General features: G+C 70.0%; 12 protein-coding genes. 4 read left to right on the top strand and 8 right to left on the bottom strand.

Features of this window, described 5'->3' with window-relative positions; all coding sequences use genetic code 11:
- Positions 1-5 precede the first annotated feature (5 nt).
- Genes ACIHFD_RS30420 through ACIHFD_RS30410 form a run of 3 tightly spaced genes read left to right on the top strand, consistent with a single transcriptional unit; the run spans position 6 to position 3,341 of the window.
- Positions 6-872, top strand: a complete 867-nt coding sequence (locus tag ACIHFD_RS30420) for a sugar ABC transporter permease (protein WP_355191312.1) — start codon at positions 6-8, stop codon at positions 870-872.
- Positions 869-1,822, top strand: coding sequence for a carbohydrate ABC transporter permease (locus tag ACIHFD_RS30415; RefSeq protein WP_397369783.1), 954 nt, complete (start codon positions 869-871; stop codon positions 1,820-1,822). Before ACIHFD_RS30420 ends, ACIHFD_RS30415 begins: the two co-directional genes overlap by 4 nt.
- A gap of 4 nt (positions 1,823-1,826) precedes the next feature.
- The gene (locus ACIHFD_RS30410) at positions 1,827-3,341 is read left to right on the top strand and encodes a glycoside hydrolase family 13 protein (RefSeq protein WP_397369781.1); all 1,515 of its coding nucleotides are present in this window, start codon (positions 1,827-1,829) and stop codon (positions 3,339-3,341) included.
- On the opposite strand, the gene ACIHFD_RS30405 is transcribed toward ACIHFD_RS30410, so the two are convergent.
- Both ACIHFD_RS30405 and ACIHFD_RS30400 read right to left on the bottom strand, forming a co-directional pair.
- Complete coding sequence (locus ACIHFD_RS30405; RefSeq protein ID WP_397369779.1) at positions 3,252-4,691, bottom strand: nitrilase-related carbon-nitrogen hydrolase; 1,440 nt, start codon at positions 4,689-4,691, stop codon at positions 3,252-3,254. The genes ACIHFD_RS30410 and ACIHFD_RS30405 overlap by 90 nt on opposite strands.
- A gap of 81 nt (positions 4,692-4,772) precedes the next feature.
- Positions 4,773-5,645 carry a LysR family transcriptional regulator gene (locus tag ACIHFD_RS30400; RefSeq protein ID WP_397369778.1) on the bottom strand — a complete coding sequence of 291 codons (873 nt, stop codon included), beginning with the start codon at positions 5,643-5,645 and terminating at the stop codon, positions 4,773-4,775.
- Between the two features lie 62 nt (positions 5,646-5,707).
- Between ACIHFD_RS30400 and ACIHFD_RS30395 the strand changes: the two genes are divergently transcribed.
- Complete coding sequence (locus ACIHFD_RS30395; RefSeq protein ID WP_397369777.1) at positions 5,708-6,466, top strand: SDR family oxidoreductase; 759 nt, start codon at positions 5,708-5,710, stop codon at positions 6,464-6,466.
- Between the two features lie 12 nt (positions 6,467-6,478).
- On the opposite strand, the gene ACIHFD_RS30390 is transcribed toward ACIHFD_RS30395, so the two are convergent.
- The 6 genes from ACIHFD_RS30390 to ACIHFD_RS30365 are packed head-to-tail and all read right to left on the bottom strand — an operon-like array spanning position 6,479 to position 12,789.
- Complete coding sequence (locus tag ACIHFD_RS30390; protein ID WP_397369776.1) at positions 6,479-7,336, bottom strand: phosphotransferase; 858 nt, start codon at positions 7,334-7,336, stop codon at positions 6,479-6,481.
- Positions 7,337-8,332 (bottom strand): LacI family DNA-binding transcriptional regulator, encoded by a 996-nt coding sequence (locus ACIHFD_RS30385; RefSeq protein ID WP_397369774.1) that lies wholly within the window; start codon positions 8,330-8,332, stop codon positions 7,337-7,339.
- 32 nt (positions 8,333-8,364) lie between these two features.
- A complete protein-coding gene (locus tag ACIHFD_RS30380) occupies positions 8,365-9,735 on the bottom strand; it encodes a GH1 family beta-glucosidase (RefSeq protein ID WP_397369773.1) in 1,371 nt (456 codons plus the stop codon).
- Positions 9,732-10,535, bottom strand: a complete 804-nt coding sequence (locus tag ACIHFD_RS30375; RefSeq protein ID WP_350729899.1) for a carbohydrate ABC transporter permease — start codon at positions 10,533-10,535, stop codon at positions 9,732-9,734. Before ACIHFD_RS30375 ends, ACIHFD_RS30380 begins: the two co-directional genes overlap by 4 nt.
- Entirely contained in the window at positions 10,532-11,494 is a 963-nt protein-coding gene (locus tag ACIHFD_RS30370) for a sugar ABC transporter permease (RefSeq protein WP_350729901.1), read from the bottom strand. The genes ACIHFD_RS30375 and ACIHFD_RS30370 overlap by 4 nt, the downstream gene beginning before the upstream one ends.
- On the bottom strand, positions 11,491-12,789 hold the full coding sequence (locus ACIHFD_RS30365) for an extracellular solute-binding protein (RefSeq protein ID WP_350729903.1): 1,299 nt from the start codon (positions 12,787-12,789) through the stop codon (positions 11,491-11,493). Before ACIHFD_RS30365 ends, ACIHFD_RS30370 begins: the two co-directional genes overlap by 4 nt.
- Positions 12,790-12,828: the final 39 nt, after the last annotated feature.

The following is a 12,828-nucleotide window of genomic DNA, read 5'->3' as shown; positions in this document are numbered from 1 at the left end:
CCTTGATGGGAATCTTGCGGCGCAACCTGACGGCCTACGGGTTCCTCTGCGCGGCCCTGATCTGTTTCACGGTGTTCGCCTGGTATCCGATGGTCAGGGAGTTCATTCTGAGCTTCCAGAAGACCGACCTGATCAACCCGCCCACCTGGGTGGGGCTGGACAACTTCAAGGCGGCGGTCCAGGACCCGGCCTTCGGCGAGGCCTGGCTGAACACCGTGGAGTTCACGCTGCTCGCGCTGCTGTGCGGCTATGCCGTGCCGTTCGTCGTCGCGCTCGTCCTCAACGAGCTGCGCCACGCCCGGGCCTACCTGCGGTTCGTGGTCTACCTGCCGGTCATGCTGCCGCCGATCGTGGCGGTACTGCTGTTCAGGTGGTTCTACGATCCGGGGCCCGGGCTGTTCAACCAGGTCCTGGACTTCTTCCACCTGCCGCCGCTGGCCTGGCTGGACTCGTCGTCGACCGCCCTGATCTCCCTGGTCCTCGTCTCGACCTGGATGAACATGGGCAGCGCGACGCTGATCTACCTGGCGGCGCTGCAGAACATCCCGCCCGAGCTGTACGAGGCCGCCGAGCTCGACGGGGCCGGGATCTTCAAGCGGATCAGGCACGTCACGATCCCGCAGACCCGGCTGATCCTGCTGCTCATGCTGATGCTGCAGATCGTGGCGACCATGCAGGTGTTCATCGAGCCGTACATGCTGACCGGCGGCGGCCCGGAGAACGCGACCGTGAGCGTCGCGTACCTGATGTACCAGTTCGCGTTCTCGCAGATGAACTACGGCCAGGCGGGCGCGCTCGGCATGCTGCTCATGCTCGCGCTCCTCGTCTTCGCGGCCTTCCAGCTCAGGACGACCCGTGAGGACAGGGCATGACGGCGACCGAACACAGGCGGGCCCCGGTGTCCGAGCCGCCCGGCGGCGCGAGGCCGAAGCGCCGGCGAAAGTCGCCGAAGCCGATCCAGGTGCAGTTCCGCACGATCGTCTCGCCGCACCAGCTCAACAGCAGGTGGGGCCGGCGGATCTACTGGCTGGTGCTGATCGCCGTCATCGTGGTCTTCACGCTGGCCTTCGTCTTCCCGCTCTACTGGATGATCACCGGCGCCATGAAGACGCCGGAGGAGATCGCCCAGATGCCGCCGTCGCTCGTCCCGGCCGACCCGTCGCTGGAGGCGTTCTTCGAGGCCTGGGACCTGTTCGACATCGGCACGCTGCTGGCGAACACCGCGTACTACTCGCTGGGCGCGTGGCTGTTCTCCATGGCGGTGGACGTCACGGCGGCGTACGCGCTGTCGAAGCTGCGCCCGATGTTCGGCAACGTGATCCTCGGCGCGATGCTGGCCACGCTGATGATCCCGCCCATGGTCATCCTCATCCCGCTCTACGTCACGATCGTGGACCTGGGGCTGCTCAACAACGCCTGGGGCCTGTGGTTCCCGGCGGCGGCGAACGGCTTCAACATCTTCCTGCTCAAGCGGTTCTTCGACTCGATCCCGCGGGAGCTGATCGAGGCGGCGCAGATCGACGGCGCGGGCCCGCTGCGGGTGCTGTGGTCGGTCGTGCTGCCGGTCTCCAGGCCGATCCTGGGCGTGGTCTCCATCTTCACGATCGTCACCGCGTTCAAGGACTTCGTCCTGCCGCTGCTGGTCATGACCGACAGCGAGAAGATGACGATCAGCGTGGGCCTGTCGCAGACGGCGGGCGCGGTGACCCAGAACCAGATCATGGGCGGCCTGGTCATCGCCAGTATCCCCATGATCATCGTCTTCTTCGTCTTCCAACGACACATCATGGCGGGGCTCACCGCCGGAAGCATCAAGGGATAAGCGCATGTCGCAAACGTGGTGGCGGGGGGCCGCGATCTACCAGGTCTACCTGCGTAGTTTCGCCGACGGGAACGGTGACGGGATCGGCGATCTGGCCGGCCTGCGCTCCCGCCTGCCGTACCTGAAGGATCTCGGGATCGACGCCATCTGGCTGAACCCGTGGTACCCGTCGCCGATGGCCGACGGGGGCTACGACGTGGCCGACTACCGCGACATCGAGCCGGTCTTCGGCACGCTGTCCGAGGCCGAGAGGTTCATCGAGGAGGCGCACGAGCTCGACATCAAGGTCATCATCGACGTGGTGCCGAACCACAGCTCCACGGAGAGCGCCTGGTTCAAGGAGGCGCTGGAGAACCCCGCGGCGCGGGACCGCTTCTGGTTCGCCGACGAGCCGCTGAACGACTGGCAGTCCATCTTCGGCGGCGCGGCCTGGACCCAGGTCCCCGACGGCCAGTGGTACCTCCACCTGTTCGCCCCGGAGCAGCCGGACTTCAACTGGACCAATCCCGAGGTCCACCAGGAGTTCGAGGACGTGCTGCGGTTCTGGTTCGACCGAGGCGTGGACGGCGTGCGCATCGACTCCGCCGCCCTGCTGATCAAGTCGGACACGAAGTACGAAGACCTCGACGAGGTCCACGACGTCTACCGTCGGTGGCGCGAGGTGGCCGACGAGTACGGCGAGCGCATCCTGATCGGGGAGGTCTGGCTCCCCGACCAGGAGCGTTTCGCACGCTACCTGCGGCCCGACGAGCTCCACACGGCCTTCAACTTCGACTTCCTGTCCTGCCCGTGGGACCCGGCCGAGCTGCGCAGGGTCATCGACCTGACCCTCGCCACCCACACCCCCATAGGCGCCCCGCCGACGTGGGTGCTGTCGAACCACGACGTGACGCGCCCGGTCACCCGGTACGGCCGCGCCGACACCACGTTCGCGCACGGGGGCCGCCTCCACGGCACCCCCTCCGACCTGGAGCTGGGCTACCGGCGGGCCAGGGCGGCGGCCCTGCTGGCCATGGCGCTCCCCGGCTCCGTGTACGTCTACCAGGGCGAGGAGCTGGGCCTCCCCGAGGTCGAGGATCTCGCGGACGAGCTCCGCCAGGACCCGATGTACGCCAGGTCGGGTGGCACGAACCCGGGCCGGGACGGCTGCCGCATCCCTCTGCCGTGGTCGGGCGAGGAGCCCCCGTTCGGCTTCGGCGCGGGCACGCCGTGGCTGCCGCAGCCGGAGGGCTGGCGCAAGCTGACCGCCGAGGCCCAGCGCACGGACCTGGGCTCGATGCACAACCTCTACCGGACGGCCCTGGGCCTGCGCCGCGACCTGCTGGGGGACGGCACGTTGACCTGGCTCCCGACGGGCGGCGAGGTTCTGGCCTTCACCAGGGACTCGGGCCTGACGAGCGTCACCAACCTGGGCCCCGGCCCGGTGCCGCTACCCGCGGGCCGGCTCCTCCTGGCCAGCGGCGCCCTGGAGGACGGCGCCCTGCCCGCCGACACCACGGCCTGGCTCACGCGGGACTGACCGCAGCGCCACCAGCCCGGCGGCGGCCAGCGCGAGGCACAGCCACGCGAACCAGTCGCCGAACCGGGCGTACACGGTGGGGCCCGGGCCCGAGGGCACGTCGGCGAAGGCCGTGACGAACGGCTGCCGCGTGCCCTCGGTGTCCCGCTCGGCCAGCACCCGGCCCCAGGGGTCCGAGATCATCGGCGTGCCCCACTGCGCCGCCCAGGCCACCGAGAGTCCGGTCTCCACGCCGCGCAGCAGTCCCATCCGGCTGTGCTGCCAGCCGTTGCCGAACTCGTCGGCGGCCGGCACCGCCATCAGCCGCGCCCCGGCGCGGGCGTAGTCGCGGATCGGCGCGGGGAAGTTGAGATCCATGCAGTTGGCCAGCCCGACGTGGTCACGCGCGAAGACGAGCTGGTCCCCGCGCCGGAACGGCTCCCCGGGCGCGAAGTGCCACTTCGTGTAGTAGACCGGCGCGAGTCCGCCTGCCGGGAGGTCCACCGAGTAGTTGTACTTGATCTCCGGGGTCGTGTGGACGACCCCGATCACCACGTCGATGTTCCGATCGCGGGCGATCTCGCGCAGCGGCGCGAGCGCCGGGTTCAGGCTCGCCTCGTCCGTGCCCAGCGTGCCCTCGGGGAGCACCACCGTGCTGGTCCCCGAGGGCAGCTCGGCGATCTCCTTGACGTACTCGCCGACCAGGGCCTTGCCCGCCGGGCTCGCCGCGTCGGGCGCCCACTGGTAGCGGGTGGCCGACAGCACCGCCACCTGCCGCCACCCGGTCGAGTCAGCGCCGGCCAGCCGCACGGCCCCGAAGACGAGCACGAGCAGGCACGCCGCCGCCCCCACCACGCCGGTACGCAGCCGCGCCGCCGCGACAGTCCCCGGCCACAACACCGCCGCCAAGGTGGTCGGCGCCAGCATCACCACGTACTCCACGCCCCAGGCGCCGGTCACCGAGGCGATCTGGGTCACCACCGGCACGTCGGCCACGGACGTGGCGAGCGGCCAGATGATGCCCGTCGGGTTGGCCAGCACGGTCAGGTACATGAACGCCACCCACAGAGCGGGCGGCGCGCAGGCGGCGAGCAGCGGCAGCCCGCGCCGGGCGAGCGCCCTGAAGAGCCAGACCACCAGCCCGAACAGCAGCGAGCAGCCGACGATGATGCCGATCCCGATGGGCCGCGGCACCGACGGGGTGCGCAGGAAGAAGTCGAGCTGGTTCGTCATTCCCGCCAGGAAGGCCAGGAACGCGAGGGTGAACGTCGCCCTGCCGCTCGCCCGTGACGCCAGGAGCAGCATCGGCAGCGGCGCGAGCCAGGTCAGCGCGGGGATCGGCGCGAAACCCGTACCGAAATAGAAAAGCACCGCGGATAAAAGCGGGGCGACTGCTCTGAGCATCATGTATACACCGTAAACAGCAAGGTATACGGTGTCAACAAAAGACGATCAGGGGACGCACATGCACGTGACGAACACGTCCACCAGCGTCCGTACGGCGTGCCGCCGGTCGTCACGCCGCCAGACGACGGCCAGCCTGCTCGGCGGCAGCCCCGTCACGGGCCTGCTGACCACGTCGTCGCGCCGGTAGAGCTCGGCGTTCCCGGCCGAGACCAGCACCACGGCCCGCCCCGACGCGACCAGCTCGAGCGCCTCCTCGGCCGTCTCCGCCTCCGCCCCCACCACGGCGGGCGCCGCCCGTTGGTCGTCGGCCAGCCAGAAGGCCCGCATGGGCCCGGCGGAGACCGGCATCGCCACGAACGCCTCCCCGGCCAGGTCGGCGAGCGTGACCTCGGGGCGGACGGCCAGCGGATGGGCGGCGGGCAGCGCCACCCAGCGCTCCTCCGTGCTGACCACCGTCCAGTCGTAGTCGTGGCCGGGCATGGGCAGCCACGCGACGGCCACGTCGACGTGGCCGTCGCCCAGCCCCACGGTGGGGTCGCTCCACGGCACCTGCCGGAAGCGCAGGTCCCAGCCGGGCAGCGCGGAGGAGATGGACGGCACGAGCCCGCGCCCGATCCGCGTCTGGAACCCGACGACCAGCGTCCGCTCCTCGCGCGCCGCCACCACCGCCCGCTGCGCGCCCTCCCACTGCTCGATGATCCGCCGGGCCTCGGGCAGCAGCGCCGCCCCCGCCGCCGTCAACGCCACGGTACGGCGGTCGCGCTCGAACAGCTTGGCCCGCAGCGACAGCTCCAGCTGCCTGATCTGCCTGCTCAGCGAGGGCTGCGAGATGAAGAGCCGCTCGGCCGCCGCCCGGGTGAAGCTCAGCTCTTCGGCGACCGCCACGAAATACCTGAGATCCCGAATATGGGCATCCATAGCAAAAAGCTATAACAGCCAGTCTTGGACGGGTGGAGGAGCCGAGACCCACGATGGAGCGCATGAGAGATTTGTCGGGAAAGACGGCATTGGTAACCGGAGCTTCGCGCGGGATCGGGCGGGCCATCGCGGAGCGGCTGGCCGCCGACGGGGCCCGGGTGATCGTCCACTACGCCAGCAACGACGACCTGGCCAAGGAGACGGTGGCCGCGATCGAGGGCGCGGGCGGGCAGGCGTACGCGGTGAAGGCGGCCTTCGAGGACGGCGTGGACGCGTTGTTCGAGGGTCTCCGGGGGGAGCGGCTGGACATCCTGGTCAACAACGCCGCCATCCTCGCCGGGGTGCTGGGCACGGTGAGCGAGGAGCAGTTCGACCGGGTCTTCGCGGTGAACGTACGGGCGCCGTACTTCATCATCGAACGTGCCCTCCCGCTCCTCAACGACGGCGGCCGGATCATCAACATCTCCTCGGCCGTCGTCCGCATCGCCCTCCCGGACCTCGTCTACTCGATGACCAAGGGAGCCCTGGACACGCTGGGCTTCAGCCTGGCGCCCCTCCTCGGAGACCGGAACATCACCGTGAACACCGTCTCCCCGGGCGTCACGGAGACGGACATGAACGCCTGGCTCCACGAGGACGACGGCACCGCCGAGCGCGCGGTCACCGAGGTGACCGCGCTGGGCCGCATAGGCCGCCCGCAGGACATCGCGGACGCCGTGGCGCTCCTCGCGAGCGAGGAGTCCCGGTGGATCACCGGGCACGTCCTGGACGTCACCGGCGGCTACTTCCTCGGCCCGCGCGGCGGCGTGATCCCGGTCTAGCGGGGGAGCGGTCTAGCGGGTGGCGCCGCTGGGGTCCCGGAGCCACGCCTCCAGCGTCGCGCGGGCGTCGGCGGCCCCGGCGGGCAGCCGCAGCCCCCTGAGGAGCATCCACAGCGTCCCCTGCAGCGCCCGCGCCGCCAGGAACTCCCGCAGCTCGGGATCGTCGGGATCGTGCCCATAGGCCTGGACGGCCGCCCGGCCGTCGAGCCGCTGCGTGCGCAGCAGGCAGGCCAGGTCCCACTCGACGGGCGCGGCCATGCTCTCCTCGAAGTCGTTCCACAGCAGCCCGGCGGGGGTGGCGAGGAGGTTGCCGGGATGCGCGTCGCCGTGGACGGCCTGCGCCGTGCGGTCCGCCAGCCGTTCGGCCAGGCCCGAGTGCGCGTCCCGCAGCCGCGCCAGCACGTCGGGCGGGACCTCCCCGTCGAGCAGCTCCAGCAGCCGCACCGGCTCGTCGAGCACCGGCCCGAGATAGGGCAGCTCGCCGGGAAAGCCCCGCAGCGCATCGTGCAGCTCGGCGAGCGCCCGCCCGGCCGTCTCCGGGCCCATCCGATGGCCGGGGTCGTGCTCGACGTGCTTCCAGAAGGAGACCGCGACCCCGTCACGCAGATGCGGCCCGGCAGGCAGCAGGTCGCTCGGCGGCACGACCGGCACGCCCTGCCCGTGCAGGTAGGACACGACGTCCAGCTCCCGCCGCAACGCGTCGGCGGGCCGCGCCCGCCCCAGCGCGGTCACCGTCGGCACCCGCGCGACGATCGGCGCCGGGCGCAGGTGGACCCGGAGGTTGAACGAGTCGTTGAGGACCACCGGATCCGCCACCCGGATGCCGTGCTCCTCGGCCAGGGAGACGGCGGCGGCCACGGCGGGGATCATCTAAGCGGACTCCCTGATCACCAGCTCGGTGGGCATGATCACCGGCTCGGCCGGTCCGCCCTCGAACAGCCCGAGCAGGAGCCCGACCATGGCCGCCGCCTGCTCGGCCACCGGGTGCCTGAGCGTCGTCAGCGGCGGTTCGGTGTATTTCGCCGCCTCGATGTCGTCGAAGCCCACCACCGCCACGTCGCCGGGTACGCGGCGCCCGGACTGGCGGAGTGACTGCAGGGCGCCGACGGCCATCAGGTCGTTGGCCACGAAGACGGCGTCCAGGTCGGGGTCGTCGCGCAGGAGCTGCCGCATCGCGACCGCGCCCGACTCCCGCGTGAAGTCGCCGATCGCCACGATCGACCTGAGGTCGGAGTCGCGCAGCACGTTGCGGTAGCCGGCCAGGCGGTCCTGGCCGCCGATCATGTCCTGCGGGCCCGCGATCGTGGCGATCCTGCGCCGTCCCGTCTCCACCAGGTGCCGGACCCCGATCTCCGCTCCGCCGACGTTGTCGTTGTCGACGTACGGGATGTCCACGGGGACGGCGGGCCGCCCGTAGGAGACCACGGGGACGCGCAGGCGCGACAGCGCGGCCGGCAGCGGGTCGGCGCCGTGCATGGAGATCAGCATGACCCCGTCGACGTGCCCGCCCGCGATGTAACGCTCCACCCGGGCGTGGCTCTTGGCGGAGGAGGCCAGCATGAGCACGACCTGCTTGTTCACCGCTTCGAGCGCCACGGACGCCGACCTGATCGCCGTGGAGAACATCGGGTCCTCGGAGAAGACCCGGGTGCCCGGCTCGCTGACGACCAGGGCGATCGAGTCGGTGCGCTGGGTGACCAGGCTGCGCGCGGCCGAGTTGGGCACGTAGCCCAGCTCGTCGATCGCGCGCTGCACGGCGTCGCGGATGTGGGGCGCCACCGTCGTCTGGCCGTTGACGACCCGGGAGGCGGTGGCGCGCGAGACCCCCGCCCGGGCGGCGACCGCCTCAAGGGTCGGGCGTCTCATGACTGCACCAAGTGGGAGAGCACGGAAAAAATCTACAGGCCGTTCCTGGTGATGACGTCTCTGTACCAGAGAGCGCTGTCCTTGAGGATCCTGGCCTGGGTCGCGTAGTCGACGTGCACGATGCCGAACCGGCGCCGGTAGCCCTCGGCCCACTCGAAGTTGTCGAGCAGCGACCAGACCAGATATCCGCGCAGGTCAGCGCCCGCCCCGATGGCCCAGTGCACCTCGCGCAGGTGACCTTCCAGGTACGCCACCCGCTCGTCGTCGTGCACCCGGCCGTCCGCCACGACGTCGTCGAAGGCCGCGCCGTTCTCCGTGACCATGAGGCCGACCTGCGGATAGTCCTGCGAGAGCCGTACGAGGAGCCTGGACAGGCCGTCCGGCACGATCGGCCAGCCCATCGCGGTCGTCGGCGCGTCCGCCGCCGCGAACCTGACGTCCTCCGAGCCCGGCCACGCCGCGTCGGCCGGCAGCCCCGGGCCCGACTCGACCACGCACGGGTTGTAGTAGTTGACGCCGACCAGGTCGATCGGCGCGTTGATGAGCGCGAGGTCGCCGTCCAGGATGTGCTCCGTCCCGCCGTTGCGCGCCGCCGCCTCCAGGATCTCCGGCGGGTACGTGCCGTGCACCGCCGGGTCGAGGAACTGCCTGGTCAGCAGCGCGTGGACGCGGTCCGCGACGGCCGCGTCCGCCTCGCCGGCCACCGCCGAAGGGTCGTTGACCTGGGCGGGGGTGAGCACCGGGGAGGAGTTGACCACCAGCATGAGGCTGCGGGCGCCGGCCGCGCGCAGCCGCCGTGCGGCCAGCCCGTGGCCGAGCAGCAGGTGGTGCGCCGAGCGCAGGGCGTCGGCCGGGTCGCGGCGGCCCGGCGCGTGCACGCCGTTGCCGTAGCCGAGGAAGGCCGACACCCACGGCTCGTTGATCGTGGTCCAGTCGCCCACCCGGTCGCCGAGCCGGTCGTGGACGGCCTGGGCGTAGTCGGCGAACCGGTACGCCGTATCGCGATTTGTCCACCCACCACGATCTTCGAGGGCTTGGGGAAGATCCCAGTGATAAAGCGTGACATAAGGCGAAATTTCGGCGGCGAGTAGCTCGTCCACGAGCCGGTCGTAGAACGCCAGCCCGCGCGGGTTGACCGGGCCCGCGCCGTCCGGCTGGACGCGCGGCCACGCGACCGAGAACCGGTAGGCCCCCAGCCGCAGCTCGCGCATCAGCCCGACGTCCTCGCGGTAGCGGTGGTAGTGGTCGCAGGCCACGTCGCCGGTGTCGTCGTCCGCCACGTTCCCGGGGGTGTGGGAGAAGGTGTCCCAGATCGACTGGCCCCGCCCGTCCTCCTTGACCGCCCCCTCGATCTGGTACGAGGCCGTCGCGGCGCCCCAGACGAACTCCTCGGGAAAGATCATCCCTTAACAGCTCCTTGCATGATTCCACCGATGATTTGCCTGCCGAACAGGGCGAAGACGGCCACGAGCGGGAGCGTGCCGATCGCCGTCCCGGCCAGCCCGAGCACGTAGTCGTTGACGTACCCGCTGGCCAGCGTGGACAGCGCCACCTGGACCGTCGGGTTGTCCGGGTTGAGCACGACCAGCGGCCAGAAGTAGTCGTTCCAGGCCGACATGAACGTCAGCATGCCGAGCACTGCCGCCGCCGGACGGGCGGCGGGCAGCACGACATGCCAGAACAGCCCCCACGTCGAGCACCCGTCCACCCGGCCCGCCTCCAGCAGCTCGGTGGGCAGGGCCCGCGACAGGTACTGGGTCATGAAGAACACGCCGAACGCGTTGACCAGCGCCGGGACGATCAGCGCGTAGGTGGTGCCGGTCCACTCCAGCTTCACCATGAGCATGTAGAGCGGGATGATGCCGAGCTGCGCCGGGACCATCATGGTGGCCACGGTGATCACGAGCATGACGTTCCTGCCCCTGAACTTCAGCTTGGCGAAGGCGAACCCGGCCAGCGTCGAGAAGAACATCACCGCGATCGAGATCGACCCCGCCACGATGACGGAGTTGAGCAGCGCGAGCCCGAAGGGGACGGTGTCGAAGACCCGGGAGACGTTGGCGAAGAAGTTGCCGCCGGGGATCAGCGGCGGCGGCACCTGGCCCAGCGCCGAGTTGTGCCGGGAGGCCACCACGACGCTGTAGTAGAGCGGGAAGGCCGAGAAGAAGGCCACCGCGGTCAGGGTCAGATAACGCAGCCTCATATCAGGCCCCCTCTCACCCTGCGGGTGATCAGGAAGTTGACCAGCGCGACGATCACCACGGCCAGGAACATCAGCCAGGAGGCGGCCGAGGCGTAGCCGAAGTCGAACGTCGAGTTCGCGAAGCCCTGCTCGTAGACGAACAGCGCCAGGGTCTGGAACTGCCGGTCGGGCCCGCCGGTGGCGATGCCGCCCCCGCCGCCGCTGCTCTGCCCGAACAGCAGGGGCTCGGCGATGATCTGCATGGCGCCGATCGTCGAGACGATGACCACGAAGACGATCGTCGGCCTGATCATCGGGATCGTGATCCTGCGGAGCTGGGTGAAGCCGCTGGCGCCGTCGATGGTGGCGGCCTCGTACAGCTCGCGCGGCACGGCCTGCATGGCGGCCAGGAAGATCAGCGCGTTGTAGCCGGTCCAGCGCCACATGATCATCACGGAGAGCGCGAGGTGCGAGGTCGCGGTGCCGGCCGCCCAGTCGATGCTGCCGACGCCGAACCACGAGAGCACCCAGTTGATCAGCCCGAAGTCCCGGCCGAAGAGCTGGCTGAAGATGACCACGACGGCCACCACGCTCGTGACGTTCGGCAGCAGCAGCGCGACCCGGAACAGCGTCTGGAACCGCAGCCGCCGGTTGAGCAGGTGTGCCAGCCAGATGGCCAGCATGAGCTGCGGCACGGTCGAGAGCACGCCGATGGACAGGGTGTTGAACGTGGCGTTCCAGAAGTACCCGTCGCTGAGCAGCGTCGAGTAGTTGTCCAGCCCGATGAACGTCTGGGTCTCCGACAGCAGCGACCACTCGTGCAGGCTCACCCAGGCCGTGTAGACCAGCGGGAACAGCCCGAAGGCGCAGAAGAGCAGGAAGAACGGCGCCACGTAGGCGTACGGCGACACCCTCAGGTCGAGGGTGTGCCGCACGCTGCGCCGACGCCGTCGCGAGACCGCGAGGGGAAGGGAGCTCATTTGATCTTCTTGACGTCCTCGAGCACCTGGGTCCACGCCTCGTCGGGTGACTGCTTGCCCTGCTCCACGCGGCCGAGACCGTTGCCGACGGCCGTGCGCACGTCGGCCTCCTTGGGGCCGAGGTGCTGCGGCTTGAGCGCCTTGGCGGCGTCGGAGTAGATCTTGCCGATGGGGGCGTCACCGAAGAACGGCTTGGTGAAGTTCTGGATCGACGGGTCGTCGTAGAGGGCCGGGATCGACGGGAACGTCCCCTCCTCCTTGAACACCTTGGCCTGGTTGTCCTTGGAGGTCAGGAAGTCGATCAGCTCGGCCGCCTCCTTCGGGTGCTTGCTCTGCTTGGGCACCATGAGGTGGGAGCCGCCGCTGTTGCCGGAGCCGCCGGGCACGGTCGCGATGTCCCACTTGCCGGCCGAGTCCTTGGCCTGCTCCTGGATGAAGCCGGTCATCCAGGCCGGGCAGATGATCGTGGCGAACGAGCCCTTGGCGAAGCCGGTGTTCCACGGCGGCGTGAAGGCCGCCAGCTTGGCGGTCAGGCCCTCCTGGGTGAGCTGGTTGGACAGGTCCCAGGCCTTCTTCACGTCGGGGTTCGAGGCCACGATGATGTTGTCCTGGGCGTCGTACAGGCCGGTGGGCGCCTGGTTGACCATCGCGCGGAAGATCTCGCCGGGGGAGTCCACGAACTTGGCGCCCGCCACGTTCGCCGCGCCGAACTTCTTGCCGGTCGCGATGTACTGCTCCCACGTCGGCCAGAGGGCCGCCACCTCGGTCCGGTCGGTCGGCAGCCCGGCCTTCTTGAACAGGTCCTTGCGGTAGCACATGGCCAGGCCGCCCACGTCGGTGCCGAGGCCGAGCACCTGCGTGCCGTCCTTGCTCAGGCCCTGTTGCCACTTCCAGTCGAGGTAGTCGGGCTGCCGCTTGTCCAGCCCGTACTGCTTGAGATCGACGAACTTGCCCGGCTGGGCGGTGAACGTGCTGATGTAGCCGACCTCGACCGCCTCGATGTCGCCCGCGCCGGCGTTCGTGGCCAGCCGCTTGACGAGGTTGCTGTGGTGGTCGTTGAACTGCGTGACGTTCTCGACGATCTCGATGTCGGGGTGGGTCTTCTTGTACTCCTCGTAGAGCGGTTTGAAGCCGAAGTCGCCGAAGAGGCCGACGGTGAGCTTGATCTTCTCTCCCGGCTTGGCGCTCTCCGTGGCGGTGCTCCCGCCGCCGCCTCCGCCGCCGCAGGCCGTCGCGAGGGCGAGCAGGGACGCGGTGATCAAGGGCATGGCGAATCGCCGGACGCGAGGGGTCATGGAACCCTCCTTGGTCGGTGCTTGCGAGGTATGTGAGAG

It is taken from the genome of Nonomuraea sp. NPDC051941 (assembly GCF_044593615.1).
This window is presented reverse-complemented; position numbering and strand designations above follow the sequence as displayed.

What these genes read in the sequence shown, in the direction of transcription:
- ACIHFD_RS30390 (WP_397369776.1), bottom strand. Translation starts at nt 7,336, where the DNA reads ATGATCCCCGCCGTGGCCGCCGCCGTCTCCCTGGCCGAGGAGCACGGC.
- ACIHFD_RS30375 (WP_350729899.1), bottom strand. Translation starts at nt 10,535, where the DNA reads ATGAGGCTGCGTTATCTGACCCTGACCGCGGTGGCCTTCTTCTCGGCC.
- ACIHFD_RS30365 (WP_350729903.1), bottom strand. Translation starts at nt 12,789, where the DNA reads ATGACCCCTCGCGTCCGGCGATTCGCCATGCCCTTGATCACCGCGTCC.
- ACIHFD_RS30420 (WP_355191312.1), top strand. Translation starts at nt 6, where the DNA reads ATGGGAATCTTGCGGCGCAACCTGACGGCCTACGGGTTCCTCTGCGCG.
- ACIHFD_RS30395 (WP_397369777.1), top strand. Translation starts at nt 5,708, where the DNA reads ATGAGAGATTTGTCGGGAAAGACGGCATTGGTAACCGGAGCTTCGCGC.
- ACIHFD_RS30415 (WP_397369783.1), top strand. Translation starts at nt 869, where the DNA reads ATGACGGCGACCGAACACAGGCGGGCCCCGGTGTCCGAGCCGCCCGGC.
- ACIHFD_RS30380 (WP_397369773.1), bottom strand. Translation starts at nt 9,735, where the DNA reads ATGATCTTTCCCGAGGAGTTCGTCTGGGGCGCCGCGACGGCCTCGTAC.
- ACIHFD_RS30400 (WP_397369778.1), bottom strand. Translation starts at nt 5,645, where the DNA reads ATGGATGCCCATATTCGGGATCTCAGGTATTTCGTGGCGGTCGCCGAA.
- ACIHFD_RS30385 (WP_397369774.1), bottom strand. Translation starts at nt 8,332, where the DNA reads ATGAGACGCCCGACCCTTGAGGCGGTCGCCGCCCGGGCGGGGGTCTCG.
- ACIHFD_RS30410 (WP_397369781.1), top strand. Translation starts at nt 1,827, where the DNA reads ATGTCGCAAACGTGGTGGCGGGGGGCCGCGATCTACCAGGTCTACCTG.
- ACIHFD_RS30370 (WP_350729901.1), bottom strand. Translation starts at nt 11,494, where the DNA reads ATGAGCTCCCTTCCCCTCGCGGTCTCGCGACGGCGTCGGCGCAGCGTG.